Here is a 22,648-nt window from a genome sequence, read left to right as displayed (position 1 = left end):
TGACGGGCCACGCCGTCGAGGAGGTCCCGGCCGCCAGCGGCCGGGACCTCTGCGTGTTCAGGAGCCCATGGCCATGTGACCGTTCAGACGGGGAAACCGACGTGGGCCAAGGCCTGGCGGACCAGGACGCCGTGCGAGCCGGGCATCTCGCCGCGGGCCGCGAGCGAGGCCGCCTCCTCCGGGGTGACCCAGGAGAGGTCGAGTGCGTCCTGCTGGGGCCGGCAGTCGCCGCTCACCGCGATGACGAAGGCCAGCGAGACGGCGTGCTGCCGTGGGTCGTGGAACGGGGTCACGCCGGGCGTCGGGAAGAACTCGGCGACCGTGAACGGCTGCGGCGAGAGGGGGATGCGGGGCAGGGCCATCGGGCCGAGGTCGGACTCGACGTGGCGCACGAGGGCGTCGCGGATGCGCTCGTGGTAGAGCACCCGTCCTCCGACGACCTCCTGGCCGATGCCGCCGTCGCTGTCGGCGCGCAGCAGCAGGCCGACGTCGGTCACGACACCGCGGTCGTCGACGCGGACCGGGATCGCGTGGACGTAGAGGATCGGCAGTCGGTCACGGGCGTTGTCGAGGTCCTCGCGGCTCAGCCACGCACCCGTCGTGTCCACTTCGGTCATGACGTCATCCTGCCAAACGTGGGGCGGGACGCCCGGCCGGGTCCCGTGCCCCGGCGCGCCGGGCGGGTCGACCCGGTGGGTCCGCGGCGCCCGGCGCCGGCGATCCACCGCGCTCAGGAGGGGAGTCCGCCGGAGGGGCCCGGGCACGCCGACACGCTAGACTGACGCCCACAGGCGTTCGAGCCGTCATCAGCGGCGAGCCTCCGGAAGAACAGGGCGCAAGCTCCCACTAGACCCGGACGGGTGGGCCCGTCACAGCCTTCGACAAGAGCGGCCGTATGCCGTCTGCCCGAGCGGGTGGGAGCGTGCGGCAAGCGGGGTGGTACCGCGGCAACCTCCGGCAGGAGACGTCGTCCTCGTGGCACGGACGAGTGACCAGCACGAGTGACCAACAGACGCGAACGCAGGAGACCACGAGCATGACCTACCCCCGGGTCACCACGAACGACGACGCCGACCAGTCCGGGACCGGCGGCGTCCCGTCCAACCCGCGCTTCCCCGAGATCGAGCAGCGGGTCCTGAAGTACTGGGCCGAGGACGGCACGTTCATCGCGTCGGTCGAGGGCCGCGACGCCGGCACGGACGGCGACAACGAGTTCGTCTTCTACGACGGGCCTCCCTTCGCCAACGGCCTGCCCCACTACGGCCACCTGCTCACCGGCTACGTCAAGGACATCGTCCCGCGCTACCAGACGATGCGCGGCAAGCGCGTCGAGCGCCGCTTTGGCTGGGACACCCACGGCCTGCCCGCCGAGCTCGAGGCCCAGCGCCAGCTCGGCCTCAAGACGAAGCAGGACATCGTCGAGCTCGGGATCGACACGTTCAACGACGCGTGCCGCAGCTCGGTGCTGAAGTACACCGGCGAGTGGCGCGACTACGTGACGCGCCAGGCGCGCTGGGTCGACTTCGACCACGACTACAAGACGCTCGAGCCCGACTACATGGAGTCGGTCATCTGGGCGTTCAAGCAGCTCCACGACAAGGGACTCGTCTACGAGGGCTTCCGGGTGCTGCCGTACTGCTGGAACGACCAGACGCCGCTGTCCAACCACGAGCTGCGCATGGACGACGACGTCTACAAGATGCGTCAGGACCCTGCCGTCACCATCGGCCTCCGCCTCGAGACGGGCGAGCTGGCCCTCGTCTGGACGACGACGCCGTGGACCCTGCCGGCCAACCTCGGCATCATGGTCGGCCCCGACATCGACTACGTCGTCGTCGAGTCCGACGTCACGGGTACGACGGAGCGCTACGTCATCGGCGAGGCCCGCCTCGCGGCATACGCCAAGGACCTCTTCGGCCCCGACGTCGACCGCAACGCGCTCGACGAGCGCGTCGTCGAGCGCCTCAAGGGCTCGGACCTGCTGGGACGTTCGTTCACCCCGCCGTTCTCCTACTACCGCGGCCACGAGCGGGCGCACCACGTCTTCCCGGCCGACTTCGTCACCACCGAGGACGGCACGGGCCTCGTGCACACGGCCGGCGCCTTCGGTGAGGAGGACAAGATCGTCACCGACGCGGCGGGCATCGAGCCCGTCGTGCCCGTCGGTGCGGACGGCCGGTTCCTGTGGCCCGTGACGGACTACGAGGGCATGCACGTCTTCGACGCGAACGCGCACATCATCGACCACCTCAAGGCCGCCACCCGCGGCGAGGGCGAGACCGGCTCCGTCACGCCCGGCACGGTGCTGCTGCGCCGCGAGACCTACGACCACAGCTACCCGCACTGCTGGCGCTGCCGCGAGCCCCTCATCTACATGGCCGTCTCGTCGTGGTTCGTCGAGGTCACGAAGATCAAGGAGCGCATGCTCGAGCTCAACCAGGAGATCGAGTGGACGCCCTCGCACATCAAGGACGGCCAGTTCGGCAAGTGGCTGGCCAACGCCCGCGACTGGTCCATCTCGCGAAACCGCTTCTGGGGCAGCCCGATCCCCGTGTGGAAGTCCGACAACCCCGAGTTCCCGCGCATCGACGTCTACGGCTCGTTCGAGGAGCTGGAGCGTGACTTCGGCGTCGAGGTCACCGACCTGCACCGCCCCTTCATCGACAGCCTGACGCGGCCGAACCCCGACGACCCCTCGGGGCGGTCCACGATGCGCAGGGTCGAGGACGTGCTCGACGTGTGGTTCGACTCCGGGTCGATGAGCTTCGCCCAGGTGCACTACCCCTTCGAGAACGCCGAGTGGTTCGAGCACCACTTCCCGGGCGACTTCATCGTCGAGTACATCGGCCAGACGCGCGGCTGGTTCTACACCATGCACATCCTCGCGACGGCGCTCTTCGACCGGCCCGCCTTCAAGACGTGCGTCAGCCACGGCATCGTGCTCGGCTCCGACGGGCAGAAGATGAGCAAGTCGCTGCGCAACTACCCTGACGTCTCCGAGGTCTTCGACCGCGACGGCGCCGACGCCATGCGCTGGTTCCTCATGAGCAGCCCGATCCTGCGCGGTGGCAACCTCATCGTCACCGAGCAGGGCATCCGCGACGGCGTGCGGCAGGTGATGATCCCGCTGTGGAACGCGTGGTCCTTCTTCTCGCTCTACGCCAACACGGCCCGGGGCGGCCAGGGCTACGAGGCCAAGCGCTCGACGAGCTCGACGGACGTGCTCGACCGCTACCTGCTCGCCAAGCTGCGCGAGTTCGTCGGCGACATGACCGAGCAGCTCGACACCTACGAGATCGCCGCCGCGTGCGACACCATGCGCGGCTTCCTCGACGTGCTGACCAACTGGTACATCCGCCGCTCCCGCGACCGGTTCTGGGGCGGTGAGACCGAGGAGTCGCTCGCGGCCTTCGACACGCTGTGGACCGCCCTCGAGACGGTGACGCGCGCGACGGCACCGCTGCTGCCGCTCGTCAACGAGGAGATCTGGCGCGGCCTGACCGGCGAGCGCTCGGTGCACCTCACCTACTACCCGACGACCGAGGACCTGCCGGCCGACCACGAGCTGGTCGTCGCCATGGACCGCGCCCGCGAGATCTGCTCGACGGGCTCGAGCCTGCGCAAGGCGCGCGCCCTGCGTGCGCGGCTGCCGCTCGCGGAGCTCACCGTCGTCGCGCCGGAGCCGGCCAGCCTCGAGCCGTTCCGGGCGATCATCCAGGACGAGCTCAACGTCAAGGCGCTGACGCTGGTCGACCTCGCCACGGCGAGCGAGTCCGACTTCGGCGTGAGCCAGCGCCTCACGGTCAACGCCCGCGCGGCCGGTCCGCGTCTGGGCAAGGACGTCCAGCGCGCCATCAAGGGCAGCAAGTCCGGTGACTGGAGCGTCGACGCCGACGGCAGCGTCACGGCGGGTGGTCTCGCGCTCGTCGAGGGGGAGTACGCCCTCGAGACCGTCGTCGCCGGCGAGGGTGACTCGGGTGCCACGGGCATGCTCCCCTCGGGTGGTTTCGTCGTGCTCGACGCGACGGTGACCCCGGCCCTGGCCTCCGAGGGCCTGGCCCGCGACCTGGTCCGTGCCGTGCAGCAGGCACGCCGCGACTCAGGCCTGCACGTCAGCGACCGCATCAGCCTCACCGTCCTCGGTGGCGCCGAGGTCTTCGAGGCGACGGTGACCCACCGCGACCTCATCGTCGGCGAGACGCTCGCGACCCAGTTCGCCGCGGCCGGCCCCGACCACGCGCTGCCCGCCGGCCTGCCGGGCACCGCCACCGACGTCGTCGTCGGCGACAACCACGAGGCGAAGATCCTGGTGGTCAAGCGATGATCGCCGGTAACCGCGAGCACGAGCTGGAGGGCGCTGACGTGAGCACCACCCCCGAGACCGACCCGATCGACGCCGACGGCGCCACCGTCGCGCTGGCGGCCGACGGGGTCGTCATCCGCGGCGCCGTCGGTGACGACCTGTCCGGCGTCCTGTCGGTCGGTCACCGCACGTGGCTCGCGACCTACGAGCCGATCGCCGGCCCGGAGTACGTCGCCATGGGCCTGGCCAAGTGGTGGACGAGCGACGTCGTCACCGACTCGATCCGCAAGGGCCGCACGCTCGTGGCTGTCGAGGGCGACGACGTCGTCGGCGTCGCGACCTTCGGCCCGCAGGACGACGCGTTCGTGCTGTGGAAGCTCTACGTGCTGCCGGGCCACCACGGCCACGGGATCGGCTCACGGCTGTTGGACGCCGTCGTCGACCGGGCGCGCGAGAGCGAGCAGTCGCGCATCACGCTGTCCTACCTCGAGGGCAACCAGCAGGCGGCGCGCTTCTACGACAAGCACGGTTTCGTCGAGACGCACCGCGAGACGCCCGGGTCCGGGCTCCCGGAGAGCGTGTGGATGGCGCGCGAGCTCGAGGACGGTGAGCAGGCATGAGCGGGCGTCCCGACGCCGCCGCCCTGGAGGCGGCGCGCAACCTCGAGGAGATGAAGCGGATGCGCGAGATCGAGGAGGAGATCCTCGCCCGTGCCCCCGAGAACGACATCGGCCCCTCGCTCGACCGCATCCGAGCCGTGATGGAGCTCGCCGGCGACCCGCAGCGGACCTACCCCTCGATCCACCTGACCGGCACCAACGGCAAGACGTCGACGAGCCGGATGATCGACACGATCCTGCGTGAGAGCGGTCTGTCCACGGGACGCTTCACCTCACCGCACCTGCACGACATCCGTGAGCGGATCACCCTGTCGGGCAAGCCGATCCCGCGCGAGAAGTTCATCGCCGCCTATGACGAGGTGGCGCCGCTCATCGAGCTCGTCGACGCCCGCTCGCTCGAGTCCGGCGGACGCCGGATGAACTTCTTCGAGGTGCTCGTGGCGCTCGCCTACGCCGCGTTCGCCGACGCGCCCGTCGACGTCGCGATCATCGAGGTCGGGCTCGGCGGCTCGTGGGACGCGACCAACGTCATCGACGCCCAGGTCGCCGTCGTCACCCCCGTCGACCTCGACCACACCCACCTGCTCGGCGACGACGTCGTCTCCATCGCGGAGGAGAAGAGCGGCATCATCAAGGCGGACTCCGTGACCGTCTCCGGCGTCCAGGACGACGATGTCGCGCGGGTCCTCCTCGACCGGGTGGAGGAGGTCGGGGGAGCACGGATCGTGTTCGAGGGCAACGACTTCGGCGTCCTCGCCCGTGAGGTTGCCATCGGCGGCCAGCAGGTCTCCCTCCGCGGCCTCGCGGGGGAGTATGCCGACCTCTTCCTCCCGCTCCACGGCGCGCACCAGGCGAGTAACCTCGCGACCGCCGTCGCAGCCGTGGAGGCCTTCGTCGGCGGGGGCGAGCAGCGCATCGAGCCCGAGGTGCTGAGCGCCGCGACAGCCGCGATGACCTCGCCGGGCCGGCTGGAGATCGTGCGGAGGTCACCGACGGTCCTCGTCGACGCCGCGCACAACCCGCACGGGGCACGTTCGCTCGTGGCCGCGCTCGAGGAGGCCTTCGCCTTCACCCGCCTCGTCGGGCTCGTCGGCATCGTCGCCGACAAGGACGCGGTCGGCATCCTCGAGGTGCTCGAGCCGGCCCTCGACCACATCGTCGTGACGCGCAGCTCGTCACCGCGCGCGATGCGCCCGGACGACCTGGGCAAGCTCGCCGTCGAGCTCTTCGGCGAGTCCCGCGTGACCGTGGTCCGGGACCTGCCAGACGCCCTGGAGCAGGCCGTGACGCTGGCCGAGGCCGAGGGGATGGGCGGCGGCGTCGTGGCCACGGGCTCGGTCATCACCGCCGGTGAGGTCCGCATGCTGCTCGGCCTCACCGACGTCTGACCCGACCGCCCCTCGACCCCGATCTAGGCTGGCCCCCATGCCCCCTTTGGTGAAGCTCGTGCTCATCGTCGTCATCGTCATCGCGGCCGTCGTCATCTGGGGCCGGGTCATGGGCCGCAGGGACCCCGACCGCGAGATCGTCGGCCTCACCGACGCCGTCCGCGCCAAGGTGAGCCGGGAGATCAGCGCCGGGCACAAGATCAACGCCATCAAGATCTACCGCGAGGCCACCGGGGCGCCGCTCGCCGACGCCAAGCGCGCCGTGGACCACTGGTTCGTGCCGGGCCAGGGTCCCGGCGTGCGCGACGCGGCCGCGTCCTACACCGCGGGACGGCTCACCGACGAGGGACGGGCGCGCATCAGCGAGCTGATCCTCGCGGGACGCCGCGAGGACGCGATGGCCCTCTACGCCGAGGCGACCGGGGCTGGCTCCGCCGAGGCGCAGGCGATCATCCGCACCTGGGACACCAGCCAGCACTACTGAGCAGCCGCTCGCTGCCAGTCACCACCAGCCGCACGACAGCCGAGGCGACACCACCCCATGAGCCCGACCATCTTCTACGGACAGACCGGCAAGTTCACCTTCCGCATGCTCGCGACGGTGCTCGGTGGCCAGTCCATCTGCATCCTGCTCGGCGCCCTCGTGGCACGGGCGATCGCGGCGACCGACCAGGGGAGCGGGTCCAGCACGGCATACCTCGTCGTCGGGGTGGGCCTCGGAGCGCTCTGCATCGTGGCCGCGGGACTCATGCGCCGGCCCTGGGGCGTCACCCTGGGCTGGGTCGTGCAGGCCCTCACCCTCCTCAGCGCCCTCGTCGTCCCGATGATGTTCGTCGTCGGGCTCTTCTTCCTCGCCCTGTGGGTCACCTGCCTCGTCAAGGGCGCCAAGGTCGACGCCGAGATGGCCCGCCGTGAGGCGGCTGCCGGCGGGAGCGAAGCCGGCGCGGACGACGACGGCACGGCCGATAGGGTGGACGGGTGACCACCGAACGCTCCCTCGTCCTCGTCAAGCCCGACGGTTTCCAGCGCGGCCTCACCGGTGAGGTGCTGCGTCGCATCGAGGGGAAGGGCTACCGGCTGGTCGCCCTCTCCGTGCTGACGCCGACCCGCGAGCAGCTCGCGGCCCACTACGCCGAGCACGAGGGCAAGCCGTTCTACGAGCCCCTCGTCGAGTTCATGAGCTCGGGCCCCGTGACGGCCGTCGTCATCGAGGGCCAGGACAGCGTCAAGGGCTTCCGCAGCCTCGCCGGCGCCACCAACCCGACCGACGCCGCCCCCGGCACTATCCGTGGCGACCTCGGCCGCGACTGGGGCACCAAGGTGCAGCAGAACATCGTGCACGGATCCGACTCCCACGAGTCCGCCACACGCGAGATCGGCATCTGGTTCCCCGATCTCGAGGGCTGATCGGGGCACAATCCCTGCATGACCTCCCGACCGCGGCTGCGCCCCCTCGGGCGTGACCTGGCGATCGACCTCGGCACCGCCAACACCCTGATCCACGCCCGCGGGCACGGGGTCGTCATCGAGGAGCCGTCAGTCGTCGCGGTCGAGGTCGGCACGGGTCGTCTCGTCGCCGCCGGCACCCGGGCCAAGGAGATGCTCGGCCGTGCTCCGGGCACCATCCGGGCCGTGCGGCCGTTGCGCGACGGCGTCGTCTCCGACGCCGACGAGACCGAGCGGATGCTCCGGTGGTTCATCGACCAGGTGCGCACCTCGCGGCTCGTGCGCCCGCGCATGGTGCTCTGCGTCCCGAGCGAGGTGACGGGCGTCGAGCGGCGCGCCCTCGAGGACGCCGCCACCCGGTGCGGTGCCCGGCGCGTCTACATGATCGAGGAGCCGATGGCGGCCGCCATCGGCGCCGGGCTCCCCGTCTACGAGACCTCCGCGAGCATGGTCGTCGACATCGGGGGCGGCACGACCGACGTCGCCGTGATCAGCCTCGGTGGCATCGTCACGTCGAGCTCGCTGCGCATCGCCGGCGACGAGATCGACGAGGCCCTGGTCAGTCACGTCAAGAGCGAGTACTCCCTCCTGCTCGGGGAGCGCAGCGCCGAGGACATCAAGGTCGCGGTCGGCTCGGTGTTCCCGCTGCGCGAGGAGCTGACGACGCGCGTTCGGGGGCGTGACCTCGTGACCGGCCTGCCGAAGACCGTGCAGGTCGGCTCGGTCGAGGTGCGCCGGGCCATCGAGGGCCCTGTGCTCCAGATCATCGAGCTGGTCCGGGCCACCCTCGACGTCTGCCCGCCCGAGCTGGCGGGCGACATCCTCGACCGCGGCATCACCCTGACCGGGGGTGGGGCGCTGCTGCGCGGCCTCGACGAGCGCATGCGCCACGAGCTCGGCGTGCCGGTGCAGGTCGCCGACGACCCGCTGCGCGCCGTGGCCCGGGGCGCCGGCCGCTGCGTCGACGACTTCGACAGCCTCGAGCGCGTGCTCGTCGGGGACCACCGCCTCTAGCCGTATGCAGCCCGCAGCCCGCCGCCGCCTCCTCGTCGTCCTCGCCTCGCTGACCGTCGCGCTCCTCGTTGCGGACCTCGCCGGCTGGTCGGGTGCCGACGGCGTGCGCAGCGTCGGAGGGCTCGTGCTCGGGCCGGTGCAGCGGGTCCTGTCCGGCGCCCCGCGTGACGAGCTCGCGCGGGTCGAGGCCGAGAACGTGAGGTTGCGCGCCCTCTCCGGGGAGCAGGAGCAGCGCCTCGAGGAGCTCGGCCGTCTCGAGGACCTGATGGGGTCGGCGACCACCACGGGCCGCACCCTCGTCCCGGCGAGGGTCGTTGCCACCGACCTGAGCCCCCTCGGTGGTCGCAGCGTGACGATCGACGTCGGGTCCCGCGACGGCATCCGGACCGACTCGACGGTGGTGGCGGCGGACGGCCTCGTCGGGCGCGTCGTCGCCGTGTCGCCGTGGACGAGCGATGTCCAGGTCCTCGGCAGCGCGGACTCCGTCGTGGCCGTCCGGGTGGGGCCGGCCGGGGCGCTCGGCACCGTCTCCGCCCCGACGCCGGGCGACTCGGAGTCGCGGCCCCGGGGCTCCCTGCGCCTCGAGCTGGTCGTCCCGTCCACCCCCGTCGTCGGCGACGTCGTACGCACCCTCGGCAGCGTCGACGAGACGCCGTATGCCGCCGGCCTCGTCGTCGGGACCGTGACCTCGGTCGACCCCGACCGGGGGCAGCGCGCGCGCAGCGCCACGGTGCGCCCAGCGATCGACCCGGACGCCATCGACGTCGTCGCGGTCCTCGTGCCGACGGCGCGCACCAGCCCCAGGCCCGCGGTCCGGTCGACCACGCCGGCACCGGGGAGCGCGCGATGAGGCCGACGCTGCTGGGGGTGCTGCGGACGGCATACGTGCTCGTCGCCGCGCTCGTCGTGGCGACCCTGCTGCCGCGACTCGGCGTCCCGCCGCGCTGGGTGCCCGACCTCGTTCTCGTCGGGGTCGTCGCGACCGCGGTGCTCCGGGGACCCGTCCACGGCGCCCTCGTCGGGCTGCTCGCCGGCTGGGTCGTCGAGCTCGTGCCGCCGACCGGGGTCCCGCTCGGGCTCACGGCGCTCGTGATGATGGTCGCCGGCCTCGTCGCGGGCCTCTTCCGGCGCACCTCGTCGCGGTCCCGCCTCCGGGCGCCGGCCGCGCTGCTGGCGGCCGCGGCCGTTGTGCTCGTGGCGGGTCTGGGCTCCGCCGTGCTCGCCGACGGGAGCGTGGAGGTCGTCGACGGGCTCTCGCGGCTGCTCGTGACGGTGGTGGTCGGGGGTCTCGTGCTGCCGGTCTTCCTCGCGCTCGACCGGGCGCTGGTGCGGCGGAGGCTCGGATGAGGGTGCGTCCCCGGCGTCGCACGCGTCGGCGGGTCGGTGTCGCCGGGGTGGTCCTCGTCCTGCTCGTCACGCTCTTCGGCCTGCTGCTCGGCCGTCTCGGTCAGCTCCAGCTCGTCCAGGGACCGGAGCTCGCCCGGGCCGCCGTCACCTTCAACACGCGGACGGTCACCGAGCAGGCGCTGCGTGGCCGCATCCTCGACCGCACGGGAGCGCCCTTCGTCGACAACGCCTTCGAGACGGTCGTCACCGTGCAGCGCTCGGTGCTCGTCGACGCCGCGGACGGAGGCCGCGACCTCGTCACCCGGGTCGCCGCCGCCCTCGGCCTGCCCTTCGACCGCCTGTGGGGCAAGACGATGCTGTGCGGCACCGTAGGTGCACCTGCCGCGCCGGCGTGCTTCAACGGCTCGCCGTACGTGCCCATCCCCGTCGCGTCGGGGGTCGACGCGCGCCGGGCGCTGACCCTGCTCGAGCAGCCGGAGAAGTTCCCGGGCGTGGGGGTCGCCGCCGAGCCGGTGCGCTCCTACCCGCACCCCGACGGGGCCCTGGCGCCACACCTGCTCGGCTGGGTCGCCCGGGCCGACGCCGAAGAGGTCACCCGGAGCGGGGGCCGCATCGGTGCCGAGGACGTCGTCGGCCGCTCGGGTCTCGAGGCGCAGTACGACGCGGTCCTCCGCGGCACCAACGGTGCGACGGTGGTCTCGATCGACCCGCGTGGCATCGTCACGGGCACCGTCGGGTCGACGGCGCCGGTGCCCGGAAGCGACGTGGTCACCCACCTCGACGCCCGCCTCCAGGCGCGCACCGAGGCCGCCCTCGCCCGCGCCGTCGCCTCGGCGCGCGCGCAGAAGCTGCGGGCCGACACCGGCGCCGCCGTCGTGGTCGACGTGACGAACGGCGCCGTGGTCGCGGCAGCGAGCTACCCCTCCTACGACCCGTCCGTCTTCGCCGGCGGCATCACCAGCGCCGACCTCGCACGGCTCGACGACGAACGGTCGGGCACCCCGCTGCGCTCGCGGCTCACCGCCGAGACCTTCCCGCCCGCGTCGACGTTCAAGGTGATCTCGGTGCCCGCGGCCGTCAACGCCGGAGCCGATCTCAAGGGCACCTACGACTGCTCGGCGAACGTCTCGGTCGGCGGGCACGTCTTCAACAACTACGAGTCCCGCGGCTTCGGACCGATCGACCTGCACAAGACCCTCGTCATCTCGTGCGACACCGTCTTCTACCGTCTCGCGTATGCCGCGTGGCTCGCCCAGGGCGGTCTCGCCGCGCCCGTGACCGCCCCCGACCCGTTCGTGTCGATGGCCAAGGCGTTCGGGCTCGGGCAGCGCACCGGGATCGACGTGCCCGGTGAGGCCGCCGGCCGCGTTCCGGACCGCGCGTGGAAGGAGCAGTACTGGCTGGCGACGAGGACCGAGTCGTGCAAGCGGGCGGCCACCGGCTACCCGGAGGTGGCACGCACCGACCGCGCCCGGGCCGACTACCTCAAGCGGCTCGCCGCCGAGAACTGCACGACCGGCTACCAGTACCGCGCCGGCGACGCCGTGAACTTCTCCATCGGCCAAGGCGACACCGCGGTGACGATCCTGCAGATGGCCGGGGTCTACGCCGCGATCGCCAACGGTGGCACGCTGTGGCAGCCCCAGGTGGCAGCCGCCTACAGGTCGCCGGCCGGCACCACGGTGATCCCGCCGAAGCGCGTGGGCACCGTGCCCCTGCGGGCCGACGTCGCGGCATACGTCCGCTCTGCCCTCGGCGACGTCACGCGTCCCGGCGGCTCGGCGGGCACGGCCTTCAAGGGCTTCCCGCAGGGCCGCTACCCCGTGGCCGGCAAGACCGGGACGGGCGAGGTGTTCGGCAAGCAGGCGACCGCGTGGTTCGCCGGCTACGGCCCCACGACCAAGCCGAAGTACGCCGTCGTGGTCGTCGTCGGGCAGGGCGGCTCGGGCTCGAAGGTGGCGGCCCCTGCCGTGCGACAGATCTTCGATGCGATCCTTGCCCTGGGTCTCTGACCGGCCCGACGAGAACGACCGCCCGCAGCACCCCTGCACGACTCCCACCACGACGTGCCGCACGCCCCGGGCGGCACCCGACCGAGAGGTGCCTTCGTGGACGACTACCTGAGGAGCGACGCCCCGGTCGTCGAGGCGCTCGACCGTGCCTGGGACCGCAGCCGCCTCAGCGTGCGCACGCGGCTGGGCCGCCTGCGCTCGCGGATGTTCCTGATCGTCCAGTGCGCGGTGGCCGCGGGCGTGGCCTGGTGGGTGGCGACCGACGTGTTCCGCCACCCCTCGCCCTTCTTCGCCCCGATCGTGGCGGTCGTCTGCCTCGGGATGTCCTACGGCCAGCGGCTGCGCCGGGTCTTCGAGGTCGCCATCGGCGTGGCCGTCGGCGTCTTCACGGCCGACGTCTTCGTCCACGTCGCCGGCAGCGGTCCGTGGCAGATCTCCGCCGTCGTCCTCGTCTCCATGGCGCTGGCGACCCTCCTCGACGGCAGCGCCGTCATCGTCACGCAGTCGGCCGTCCAGGGCATCGTCATCGCGGCTCTCGTCGCGAGCCCCGGTCAGGCCTTCGGGCGCTGGACGGACGCCCTCATCGGGGGCGGCATCGCCCTCGTCGCGGCGACCGTCGTCCCGCAGGCGCCCTTGCGCCGCCCACGCGTGGCCGCGGCCGAGGCCGTGCGCAAGATCGGCGAGCTGCTGCGCCGCGCGGCCGCCAGCGCCCGTGACGGCGACGTCGAGGGCGCCGCCGAGGTGCTCGCGTCGGCCCGCGGCACCGAGTCGCTGCTGCGTGAGCTCCGGTCGGCCGCCGACGAGGGCCTCTCGGTCATCACGTCGTCACCGTTCAAGCGGCACCACCGGCCGGGGGTGCGCAAGATGGTCGACCTCGTCGAGCCCCTCGACCGGGCGATGCGCAGCACCCGGGTGCTCGTGCGCCGCGTCACCGTCGCCGTCGGACGCGGTGAGGCCCTGCCCCCGGGCTACGAGACGCTGCTGCTCGAGCTGGCCGAGGCCACGGACGTCATCGGACGAGCCCTGTCCGAGAACGCGTCCCCCGAGATCGGGCGGCCTGCCCTGCTCGCGGTCGCGACGGCCACGGCCTCGGTGCCCCGCACCTCGAGCCTCGCCACCGAGACCGTGCTGGCGCAGGTGCGCTCGACGATCGTCGACCTGCTGCAGGTCACCGGCCTCGACGTCGACCAGGCCATCGCGGCCCTCCCGCCCGAGCGCCCCCGCGACCTCTGACCCGCCGCCCCGGGGACATCCCGCTCGAGTGGCCCCGTCGTCACACCCACCGACCGCCGCTCGCCGTCGAGTGGCCCCGTCGTCACAGGAGCGGATGGGGCAGGTGGGGTTGCGGGGCCACTCGACGGGGGAGAGCGGGCAGGGGTGGGGCAGGTGAGGTTGCGGGGCCACTCGAGGGCGACCGGGGGGAGGGGCCGGGGACGCGCGCAGGGCCGGGTCCTCGCGGACCCGGCCCTGCGGCATACCTGCTCGGTGACGCGACCTAGGCGGACGGCGTCGTCTCGTGCGGACCCACGGCGAGCTTCTCGACCCGCGGGTCACCCGCGTCGGCGAAGTAGTCCGCGGGGATCGTCTCGTCCTTGCCCTCCGGCGCCTTGGCGGCGCGCAGGACCAGGGTGAGGACCGCGGCCACGATGACGTTGATCGCGAACGCCGTCACCGCGATGTAGCCGAGCTGCCCGATGACCGGGATGCTGGCCACGGACCCGGCGAACGGGGCGCCGGTCGCCTTGTTGGTCACGTTGTAGGCGGCGAGCGTGCCGTAGACCATGCCGACGGCCCAGCCCACGAGCAGGGCCCAGCGGTGGAACCAGCGCGTGTAGAGGTAGAACACCAGCGCCGGGAACGTCTGGAGGATCCAGATGCCGCCGAGGAGCTGGAAGTTGATCGCGTTGCTCTTGTCGAGGGTCAGCACGAAGATCAGCGCGAAGCCCTTGACGACGAGCGAGGTGATCTTGCTGACCTTCGCCTCCTGCTGCACCGTCGCGTCCGGCTTGATCCACGCCTTGTAGATGTTGCGCGTGAACGTGTTGGCCGCGGCGATCGACATGATCGCGGCCGGCACGAGCGCACCGATCGCGATGGCCGCGAAGGCGACCCCCGCGAACCACGACGGGAACATGTCCTCGAAGAGCTGCGGGATGACGAGCTGGCCGTTGACCTTGCCGTCGAGACCGACCGGCTTGGTGCCGGCGGCGATCGCGACCCAGCCGAGCAGGGCCAGCAGGCCGAGCAGGAAGGAGTATGCCGGCAGGATCGAGGCGTTCTTGCGGATCGTGTTGCGGCTTTTGGCCGACAGCGTGGCCGTGACCGAGTGGGGGTACATGAACAGCGCCATGGCCGAGCCCAGTGCCAGCGTCGCGTAGGCCCAGTAGGCGCCGGCCCCCGGGATGAAGACGTTGGGCTTGCCGGTGGCGGCGTTGGTCGTCGTCTTCATCTTGTGCTCGGCGGCGTCGAAGACGTGGCCCCAGCCGCCCACCTTCGAGGGCAGGTAGATGACCGCGACGATGATGACGATGTAGATGAGGATGTCCTTGACGAAGGCGATGATCGCCGGCGCCCGCAGCCCCGAGGTGTAGGTGTAGAGCGCCAGGACGAGGAAGGCGATGAAGAGCGGCAGGTCCTTGGCGACCCAGTTGCCGCCACCGCCGACGCCCGCGACCTCGAGGACGGCCTGGATGCCGACGAGCTGCAGGGCGATGTACGGCATCGTCGCGAGGAAGCCGGTGACCGCAACGGCCAGCGAGAGGCCGCGCGAGCCGGAGCGGCCGTGGACGAAGTCGGCGGGCGTGACGTAGCCGTGGCGGTGCGAGACCGACCACAGGCGCGACATGAAGATGAAGATGATGGGGTAGAGGATGATCGTGTAGGGCACGGCGAAGAAGCCGTTGACGGCGCCGAAGGCCCACATGGCGGCCGGGACGGCGACGAAGGTGTAGGCCGTGTAGAGGTCTCCGCCGAGCAGGAACCACGTGATCCACGTGCCGAAGGACCGTCCGCCGAGGCCCCACTCCTCGAGGCTCTCCATGCTCGCCGGGCGACGCCAGCGCGCGGCCCAGAAGCCGGCCGCCGCGACGACGACGAAGAAGAAGATGAGCACGGTGAGGGCGACGCCGTTGACGCCGCCGGTGTTGGCGGCGGGGGCGATCGCCAGGGTGCCGGCGGTCATCGGGTGCCGTCCTCTCGGTCCCGGGGGGACAGGTCGTCGTCGAGGTAGGAGTCACCCTCGGGGTTCATCGGCACGTGCGGGCGCGCCTTGAGCACGATCCGGTACGCCGAGTAGGTGAGGATCGAGCAGAGGATGACCCAGAGGAACTGGTACCAGATGAAGAAGGGGAAGCCCCCGAGGCGTGGCTCGTCCTTGGCGTAGGTGCCGACGAGGAGCAGGGCGATGATCGGGATGGCGAGGAGCACTCCGGCGAGGACCAGCAGGCCCTTGTTCGCCGGTGGCGCCTCGTGGCGGTGCGGAGTGGTGCTCACTCGGGTGACCTCCGTTGGTCGGGCCGGATTGTTCGGCCGTGCGTCGCGGAAACTTACTCTTGCGGCGCCCCGCGATGTGGTCTGCGACACAGCAATTGGCCGGTTCTGTGCAGATCGTGATGTGGTGCCGGACGCCGTCTCGGCGCGCGCTCGCGCACGGATAGGGTGTGGGCATGGCTGATTTCGATCTCGTTGTGCTCGGTGCCGGACCTGGTGGCTACGTCGCGGCGATCCGCGCGTCGCAGCTCGGCAAGAAGGTTGCGGTCGTCGAGAAGCAGTACTGGGGAGGCGTCTGCCTCAACGTCGGCTGCATCCCCAGCAAGGCGCTCCTGCGCAACGCGGAGATCGCCCACATCATCACGCACGAGAAGAAGACGTTCGGCATCGAGGGCGACGCCACGATGTCCTACGGTCCGACGCACGCCCGCAGCCGGTCCGTGGCCGACGCCAGCGCCAAGGGCGTCCACTACCTGATGAAGAAGAACAAGATCGAGGAGATCGACGGCTGGGGCACCATCACCTCCGCCACGTCGCTCGACGTCGAGCAGGGTGACGGCTCGAAGCGCTCGGTCACCTTCGACCACCTCATCATCGCCACCGGCGCCACGGTCCGGATGCTGCCCGGCATGGAGGTCAGCGACAACGTCGTCACCTACGAGGAGCAGATCCTCGACGCCGAGCTGCCGTCGTCGATCATCATCGGCGGCTCGGGCGCCATCGGCGTCGAGTTCGCCTACGTCATGAAGAACTTCGGCGTCGACGTCACGATCGTCGAGTTCCTCGACCGCATGGTCCCGACCGAGGACCCGGACGTGTCCAAGGAGATCTTCCGCCAGTACAAGAAGCTCGGCGTCAAGGTCCTGCTGTCGACGGCCGTCAAGAACGTCGAGGACACCGGCTCCGGCGTCCGCGTCACGGTGGCCCCGGCTGCCGGGGGAGACGAGACCGTCCTCGAGGCGGACAAGTTCCTCGCCGCCTTCGGCTTCGCCCCGCGCACCGAGGGCTACGGCCTCGAGTCCCTGGGCGTGCAGATGACCGAGCGGGGCGCCATCGCGGTCGACGGTCGCGGTCGCACGAGCGTGCCCAACGTCTTCGCCATCGGCGACGTCACTGCGAAGCTCATGCTCGCGCACACCGCCGAGGCCATGGGCGTCGTCGCTGCCGAGACCATCGCGGACGCCGAGACGATGGAGCTCAACTTCGACATGATCCCGCGGGCGACGTTCTGCCAGCCGCAGATCGCCTCGTTCGGCTACACCGAGGCGCAGGCCAAGGAGAAGGGCTACGACGTCAAGACGGCCAGCTTCCCCTTCTCGGCCAACGGCAAGGCGCGCGGCATGGCCGAGGGCGTCGGCTTCGTCAAGATCGTGGCCGACGCGGAGCACAACGAGCTGCTCGGCGCCCACATGGTCGGTCCCGAGGTGACCGAGCTGCTGCCCGCCCTCACGCTGGCCCAGCAGTGGGACCTCACCGCCGACGAGGTGGCCCGCAACGTCTTCGCCCACCCGACGCTGAGCGAGGCGATGAAGGAAGCCATCGAGGGCATCGCGGGGCACATGATCAACCTCTGACACCCCGGGACACCCCGGAGACCACACGAGGTATGCCGTCCGCTCGAGTCGAGCGGACGGCATACCTCGTCCTGGGGCGCCGTGTGCGCGGTGCGCGCCGTGTCAGCGGTTGCGCCGGAACGGCAAGACGCCCCCGCGGAGACCGCGGGGGCGTCTGGTTGTTGCCGGTGGCAGCGACCGATCAGTACCAGTGCTTGCGGCCGCCGATGGCGCGACCCGTCGCGCCGAGCACGAAGAGCACGATGCCGATGACCAGGATGATGGCGCCGATGGTCACAAGGATGCTGAGGGACTTCACCAGAAGTCCGATGATCAGCAAGATGAGTCCGAGAACGATCATGGTGTCGCTTAGCTCCTTCAAGATGGATTCCCCGAGCAGTACATGTCGTACCCAGCCCGTGGAGGTCCCCAAACGTCCTCCCGGTCACGAAACGGTCACGCACGGTGACGCAGCCCCGTTGATGGGCGGCCGGACGGGCCGCCGGCTCGATTAGGGGCGCACGAACCCCGCTGTTAGGCTGGGAGACGCCGTAGTTCGGCCGCGGATCGATAGCGCCCGGGTGGACATGCCCCGGAGCACCGCGCAACGAGATGAGAAGGAGTCGGTTCATCCATGCCTTTGGACGCTGACGTGAAGAAGCAGATCATGACCGAGTACGCCACGGTCGAGGGCGACACCGGCTCTCCCGAGGTCCAGATCGCGATGCTGACGCAGCGCATCAAGGACCTGACCGAGCACGCTCGGGCCCACAAGCACGACCACCACAGCCGTCGTGGTCTCCTCCTGCTGGTCGGCCGCCGCAAGCGCATGCTGCGCTACCTCGAGGCGACCGACATCGAGCGCTACCGTTCGCTGATCAAGCGACTCGGCCTGCGTCGATGAGCTCGTGACGAAAGGCGGTCACCGCGTCCTGCGGAGACCGCCTTTCGTCGTAGGTGCAGGCGCCCGACGTCCGTCGGACCGCACCAGGGCCACCCGGCCCGAAGAAGCAACCACGCACACAACGACGATGTGCGCGGCACATGAGAAAAAGAAAGCGAGGGCCCACATGGAGGGTCCAGACATCACCTTCGCCGAGGCCGTCATCGACAACGGCAGCTTCGGCACCCGCACGGTCCGGTTCGAGACCGGCCGCCTCGCCCGTCAGGCCGGGGGCGCCGTCACGGCCTACCTCGACGACGACACGATGCTCCTGTCGACGACGTCCGCGGGCAAGTCCCCCAAGGACCAGTTCGACTTCTTCCCGCTGACGGTCGACGTCGAAGAGCGCATGTACGCCATCGGCAAGATCCCCGGCAGCTTCTTCCGCCGTGAGGGCCGCCCGTCCACCGAGGCCATCCTCACCTGCCGCCTGATCGACCGCCCGCTGCGCCCGACCTTCAAGAAGGGTCTGCGCAACGAGGTCCAGGTCATCATCTCGGTGTTCTCGCTGAACCCCGACCACCAGTACGACGTGCTCGCCATCAACGCGGCCAGCGCCTCGACGCAGATCTCCGGCCTCCCGTTCTCGGGCCCCATCGGTGGCGTGCGCGTCTCGCTCATCGACGGCCAGTGGGTCGCCTTCCCGAACTTCTCCGACATCGAGCGCTCGGTCTTCGACATGGTCGTCGCCGGTCGTGTCGTCAAGCACACCGACGGCAGCGACGACGTCGCGATCATGATGGTCGAGGCCGAGTCCACCGAGTCGACGTGGGACCTCGTCAAGAACGAGGGCAAGCAGGCGCCGACCGAGGAGGTCGTGGCCGAGGGCCTCGAGGCCTCCAAGAAGTTCATCAAGCAGCTCTGCGAGGCCCAGGCCCAGCTCGCTGCCGAGGCCGCCAAGCCGGTCCAGGACTTCCCGATCTTCCTCGACTACCAGGACGACGTCTACGCCGCCGTCGAGTCCGCCGTCGAGGCCGACACGACCGCTGCGCTGACGATCGCCGGCAAGCAGGAGCGCGAGGAGCGCCTCGACGAGATCAAGGCCGCCGTCAAGGGCCAGCTCGCCGAGCAGTTCGAGGGGCGTGACAAGGAGGTCTCGGCCGCCTTCCGCTCCGTGCAGAAGAAGCTCATCCGCCAGCGCATCCTGCGCGACAAGGTCCGCATCGACGGCCGTGGCCTCGCCGACATCCGCGCCCTCGGCGCCGAGGTCGAGGTCCTGCCGCGCGTGCACGGCTCGGCGATCTTCGAGCGCGGCGAAACCCAGATCATGGGTGTCACCACGCTCAACATGCTCAAGATGGAGCAGCAGCTCGACACGCTGAGCCCCGTCACGCGCAAGCGCTACATGCACAACTACAACTTCCCGCCCTACAGCACCGGTGAGACCGGCCGCGTCGGTTCGCCGAAGCGCCGCGAGATCGGTCACGGCGCCCTGGCCGAGCGTGCGCTCATGCCGGTCCTGCCGACGCGCGAGGAGTTCCCGTACGCCATCCGTCAGGTGTCCGAGGCCCTCGGTTCCAACGGCTCGACGTCCATGGGTTCGGTCTGTGCCTCGACCCTGTCGCTGCTCAACGCCGGTGTGCCGCTGCGCGCCCCGGTCGCCGGCATCGCGATGGGCCTCGTGTCCGACACCGTCGACGGTGAGACGCAGTACGCCGCGCTCACCGACATCCTCGGTGCCGAGGACGCCTTCGGCGACATGGACTTCAAGGTCGCCGGCACCAAGGAGTTCGTCACGGCCATCCAGCTCGACACGAAGCTCGACGGCATCCCCGCGTCGGTCCTCGCCGGCGCGCTGACCCAGGCCCGCGACGCGCGTCTGCACATCCTCGACGTCATGGCCGAGGCCATCGACGTGCCCGACGAGATGAGCCCGTACGCGCCGCGCATCATCACGGTGAAGGTCCCCGTCGACAAGATCGGTGAGGTCATCGGCCCGAAGGGCAAGATGATCAACCAGATCCAGGACGACACGGGCGCCGACATCTCCATCGAGGACGACGGCACCGTGTTCATCGGTGCGGTCGACGGCCCCTCGGCCGAGGCGGCTCGCGCGGCGATCAACGCCATCGCGAACCCGACGATGCCCGAGGTCGGCGAGCGCTTCCTCGGCACCGTCGTCAAGACGACCACCTTCGGTGCGTTCGTCTCGCTGCTGCCCGGCAAGGACGGTCTGCTGCACATCTCCGAGGTGCGCAAGCTCGTCGGTGGCAAGCGGATCGACAGCGTCGACGACGTCGTCAAGATCGGCCAGAAGATCCAGGTCGAGCTCAAGGAGATCGACCCGCGCGGCAAGCTCAGCCTCGCGGCGGTCCTCCCGGAGGGCGACAACGGTGACTCGGCCGCCGAGGCCGACGCGCCGGCCACGGAGTCCGCTGACGCCTGACCGGTCCCGGATCACGCGAACGGCCCGTCACCCCACTGGGGTGGCGGGCCGTTCGCCGTCTCCGGACGCCCAGCCTCGACGGCAGGCGGAGTGGTCGACGCTGGGGCCCGGGTGGGCTGTCGGACCGGCCGCGCCGGTCGGACGGGTCTGACGGGAGCGGCGCCGCGTCAGTCGCGGGGTCCGAACCGCCCCGACAGGCGAGGGTCCGTCTCCCACCACAGGCCCGACGAGGCGGGCTGCGTGTCGACGTCCGGCTCGCCCTCGGCTCCGACGGGCCTCGACGGCTCCGGACGCCCGAAGCCGGGTTGATCGTCAAGGCCACTGTCGGCTCCGTCGCGCCGGCCGACCTGCTCGGCCTCGAGCTGGGCGTCGATGGCCCGTGCCTCGCGCTCGTCGCTGCGCACCCACTCCATGAAGACGGCCCCGATGACCGGCAGCCCGACCGACTCGGCGACCGCGAGCAGCGCCCCGCCGCCGAGCTTCTGGTCGAGCACAGGGTCGATGCCGCTCACGGCCGTCGAGAAGCCGGGGAAGTGGGGCGTCAGCAAGGTCGACGACGTCATGACGAGGATGCCGGGGATCGCGTCGAGCAGGCCGTCACCGAAGGCGAGGAAGGCGCGTACGGGTGGCGTGGCCCAGTGCGGCAGCAGCTCCTCGACGAGCAGCGGCAGCACGAAGAGCAGGCCCGAGCCGAGCAGGACGACGTAGAGCACGGCGGCGACGGCGTCCGAGTGCACCGAGCGGTCGAACCACGGGGTGTAGCAGACGGCCAGCAGCGTGCCCACCGCGAGCAGGGTGCTGACGGCGGGGAACATCAGAGCCCGGGCGAGACGGCTCTCGAGCAGCCGAAGCAGCCAGTGGCCGGACTCGGGGGCGGTGGCCCGCAGCAGGCGCACCGGGTCGCCGAGCGCGAGTCCCACCGGCGTCAGCGAGGCCAGCACCCCGACCTGCAGCGCACCGATCCAGAAGACCTGGGTGCGGTAGACGGCGAGAGGTCCGCACACGGCATACGCCAGCGTGCCGACGCCGAGGCCGAGGTAGAGGGCCGGGCGCCACCACGACCACGCCACCCCGAGGCGGCGGGCACGTCGCAGCCACACCGCGTAGGGCACGACCGTGAGCGCCACGAGGGCCAGCCCGGCCGGTGCCGGGGTCCACGCGGTGAGCAGGGACGACGGGGTGAACACGGGCACGACCCGCATCGTCGCGCCCGGTCCTGAGTGTCCGGTGGGAACCGCGGCTCCTCGCGGGACCGTCTTCGGCCGTGATGAGCGGGTTTCGTATGCCGTGCGCGTGCGCCCGCGGCCGGGCGCCCTCGTTAGGGTGGCCGGGTGAGCGACACGACACGCAGCCAGTCCCGTGACACCAAGGTCGCCGTCATCGGCGCCAGCGGCCGGATGGGCTCCGAGGCGGTGCGGGCGATCGAGAGCGCCCAGGGCCTGTCGCTCGTCGGTGCCTACGGCTCCGGGGACGACCTCGGCGACCTGGGCGGAGCCGACGTCGCGGTCGAGCTCACGGTGCCGGGAGCCTCGCCCGCCAACGTCGCCCACTGCGTCGAGCGCGGCGTCCACGTCGTCGTCGGCACGACGGGCTGGGACGAGGCTCGGCTCGAGACCTTACGGGGCCAGCTCGCCGAGGCGCCGCCGGCAGCGTCCGGCGCCGGCGTCGGGGTGCTCATCGCGCCGAACTTCGCCATCGGGGCGCTGCTCATGATGGCGTTCGCCGCCAAGGCCGCCCCCTTCTTCGAGTCCGTCGAGGTCATCGAGCTGCACCACCCCGCCAAGGTCGACGCACCGTCGGGGACGGCCGCGCGCACGGCAGCGATGATCGGCAAGGCCCGGTCCGAGGCCGGCTGCGACCCGGTGCCCGACGCCACGACCCACGACCCGGACGGTGCCCGCGGCGCCCGGCTGGACGGCATCCCCGTGCACTCGGTGCGGCTGCGCGGGCTGACCGCGCACCAGGAGGTGCTGCTCGGCAACGCGGGGGAGATGCTCACCCTGCGCCACGACTCGTTCGACCGCGGCAGCTTCATGCCCGGCGTCGTCGCCGCGGTGCGCGCCGTCGCCGACCACCCAGGTCTGACCGTCGGGCTCGAGCACTACCTCGGTCTCGACTGACCGGCCCCCTCCTCGAACGAGCTCCTC

General features: G+C 71.2%; 20 protein-coding genes. 15 read left to right on the top strand and 5 right to left on the bottom strand.

The genetic code is table 11. The annotated features are described in order from the left end of the window. Positions 1-83: 83 nt before the first annotated feature. Entirely contained in the window at positions 84-617 is a 534-nt protein-coding gene (locus ABD297_RS05700) for an NUDIX hydrolase family protein (protein WP_344253812.1), read from the bottom strand. 419 nt (positions 618-1,036) lie between these two features. On the opposite strand from ABD297_RS05700, the gene ileS reads away from it, so the two are divergent. The 11 genes from ileS to ABD297_RS05645 all read left to right on the top strand — a co-directional run bounded on the left by ileS (position 1,037) and on the right by ABD297_RS05645 (position 13,363). Next, entirely contained in the window at positions 1,037-4,324 is a 3,288-nt protein-coding gene (ileS, locus tag ABD297_RS05695; RefSeq protein ID WP_344253809.1) for an isoleucine--tRNA ligase, read from the top strand. Positions 4,325-4,362: 38 nt separating this feature from the next. Then, entirely contained in the window at positions 4,363-4,923 is a 561-nt protein-coding gene (locus tag ABD297_RS05690; RefSeq protein WP_344253808.1) for a GNAT family N-acetyltransferase, read from the top strand. Next, positions 4,920-6,311 (top strand): bifunctional folylpolyglutamate synthase/dihydrofolate synthase, encoded by a 1,392-nt coding sequence (locus tag ABD297_RS05685; protein WP_344253806.1) that lies wholly within the window; start codon positions 4,920-4,922, stop codon positions 6,309-6,311. The genes ABD297_RS05690 and ABD297_RS05685 overlap by 4 nt, the downstream gene beginning before the upstream one ends. 37 nt (positions 6,312-6,348) lie before the next feature. Continuing rightward, complete coding sequence (locus ABD297_RS05680) at positions 6,349-6,795, top strand: hypothetical protein (protein WP_344253804.1); 447 nt, start codon at positions 6,349-6,351, stop codon at positions 6,793-6,795. Positions 6,796-6,852: 57 nt separating this feature from the next. Beyond that, positions 6,853-7,293, top strand: coding sequence for a DUF4233 domain-containing protein (locus ABD297_RS05675; protein ID WP_344253803.1), 441 nt, complete (start codon positions 6,853-6,855; stop codon positions 7,291-7,293). Further along, complete coding sequence (gene ndk / locus ABD297_RS05670; protein ID WP_030146561.1) at positions 7,290-7,718, top strand: nucleoside-diphosphate kinase; 429 nt, start codon at positions 7,290-7,292, stop codon at positions 7,716-7,718. Before ABD297_RS05675 ends, ndk begins: the two co-directional genes overlap by 4 nt. A gap of 18 nt (positions 7,719-7,736) precedes the next feature. Next, positions 7,737-8,771 carry a rod shape-determining protein gene (mreB, locus tag ABD297_RS05665; protein ID WP_425581133.1) on the top strand — a complete coding sequence of 345 codons (1,035 nt, stop codon included), beginning with the start codon at positions 7,737-7,739 and terminating at the stop codon, positions 8,769-8,771. 4 nt (positions 8,772-8,775) lie between these two features. Next, positions 8,776-9,621: a rod shape-determining protein MreC gene (mreC, locus tag ABD297_RS05660; RefSeq protein WP_344253801.1), complete on the top strand. Its 846-nt coding sequence runs from the start codon at positions 8,776-8,778 to the stop codon at positions 9,619-9,621. Beyond that, positions 9,618-10,118, top strand: coding sequence for a rod shape-determining protein MreD (locus ABD297_RS05655; protein ID WP_344253799.1), 501 nt, complete (start codon positions 9,618-9,620; stop codon positions 10,116-10,118). Before mreC ends, ABD297_RS05655 begins: the two co-directional genes overlap by 4 nt. After that, complete coding sequence (gene mrdA / locus ABD297_RS05650; RefSeq protein WP_344253797.1) at positions 10,115-12,130, top strand: penicillin-binding protein 2; 2,016 nt, start codon at positions 10,115-10,117, stop codon at positions 12,128-12,130. The genes ABD297_RS05655 and mrdA overlap by 4 nt, the downstream gene beginning before the upstream one ends. Positions 12,131-12,226: 96 nt before the next feature. Beyond that, entirely contained in the window at positions 12,227-13,363 is a 1,137-nt protein-coding gene (locus ABD297_RS05645) for an FUSC family protein (RefSeq protein ID WP_344253795.1), read from the top strand. A gap of 262 nt (positions 13,364-13,625) precedes the next feature. On the opposite strand, the gene mctP is transcribed toward ABD297_RS05645, so the two are convergent. Further along, positions 13,626-15,311, bottom strand: a complete 1,686-nt coding sequence (gene mctP / locus ABD297_RS05640; protein WP_344253794.1) for a monocarboxylate uptake permease MctP — start codon at positions 15,309-15,311, stop codon at positions 13,626-13,628. Further along, positions 15,308-15,622, bottom strand: a complete 315-nt coding sequence (locus tag ABD297_RS05635) for a DUF3311 domain-containing protein (protein WP_344253792.1) — start codon at positions 15,620-15,622, stop codon at positions 15,308-15,310. The genes mctP and ABD297_RS05635 overlap by 4 nt, the downstream gene beginning before the upstream one ends. A 173-nt stretch (positions 15,623-15,795) precedes the next feature. Here ABD297_RS05635 and lpdA point away from each other — a divergent pair, with 173 nt between their 5' ends. Beyond that, positions 15,796-17,193: a dihydrolipoyl dehydrogenase gene (gene lpdA / locus ABD297_RS05630; RefSeq protein WP_344253790.1), complete on the top strand. Its 1,398-nt coding sequence runs from the start codon at positions 15,796-15,798 to the stop codon at positions 17,191-17,193. 181 nt (positions 17,194-17,374) lie between these two features. Here the strand turns inward: lpdA and ABD297_RS05625 are convergent, their stop codons facing one another. Further along, positions 17,375-17,533: a DUF6131 family protein gene (locus ABD297_RS05625; protein ID WP_186815187.1), complete on the bottom strand. Its 159-nt coding sequence runs from the start codon at positions 17,531-17,533 to the stop codon at positions 17,375-17,377. Between the two features lie 273 nt (positions 17,534-17,806). Here ABD297_RS05625 and rpsO point away from each other — a divergent pair, with 273 nt between their 5' ends. After that, positions 17,807-18,076, top strand: a complete 270-nt coding sequence (gene rpsO, locus ABD297_RS05620; protein ID WP_020142650.1) for a 30S ribosomal protein S15 — start codon at positions 17,807-17,809, stop codon at positions 18,074-18,076. Positions 18,077-18,242: 166 nt separating this feature from the next. Then, a complete protein-coding gene (locus tag ABD297_RS05615; protein WP_344253788.1) occupies positions 18,243-20,501 on the top strand; it encodes a polyribonucleotide nucleotidyltransferase in 2,259 nt (752 codons plus the stop codon). A gap of 167 nt (positions 20,502-20,668) precedes the next feature. Here the strand turns inward: ABD297_RS05615 and ABD297_RS05610 are convergent, their stop codons facing one another. Further along, entirely contained in the window at positions 20,669-21,694 is a 1,026-nt protein-coding gene (locus tag ABD297_RS05610; protein ID WP_344253787.1) for a cytochrome c oxidase assembly protein, read from the bottom strand. Between the two features lie 138 nt (positions 21,695-21,832). On the opposite strand from ABD297_RS05610, the gene dapB reads away from it, so the two are divergent. Then, positions 21,833-22,621: a 4-hydroxy-tetrahydrodipicolinate reductase gene (gene dapB / locus ABD297_RS05605; protein ID WP_344253785.1), complete on the top strand. Its 789-nt coding sequence runs from the start codon at positions 21,833-21,835 to the stop codon at positions 22,619-22,621. Positions 22,622-22,648: the final 27 nt, after the last annotated feature.

The organism is Terrabacter carboxydivorans (genome assembly GCF_039532035.1).
In the GTDB taxonomy this organism is placed as follows: domain Bacteria; phylum Actinomycetota; class Actinomycetes; order Actinomycetales; family Dermatophilaceae; genus Terrabacter; species Terrabacter carboxydivorans.
The sequence above is the reverse complement of the archived record's forward strand: the minus strand, read 5'-3'. Positions and strand labels throughout refer to the sequence as shown.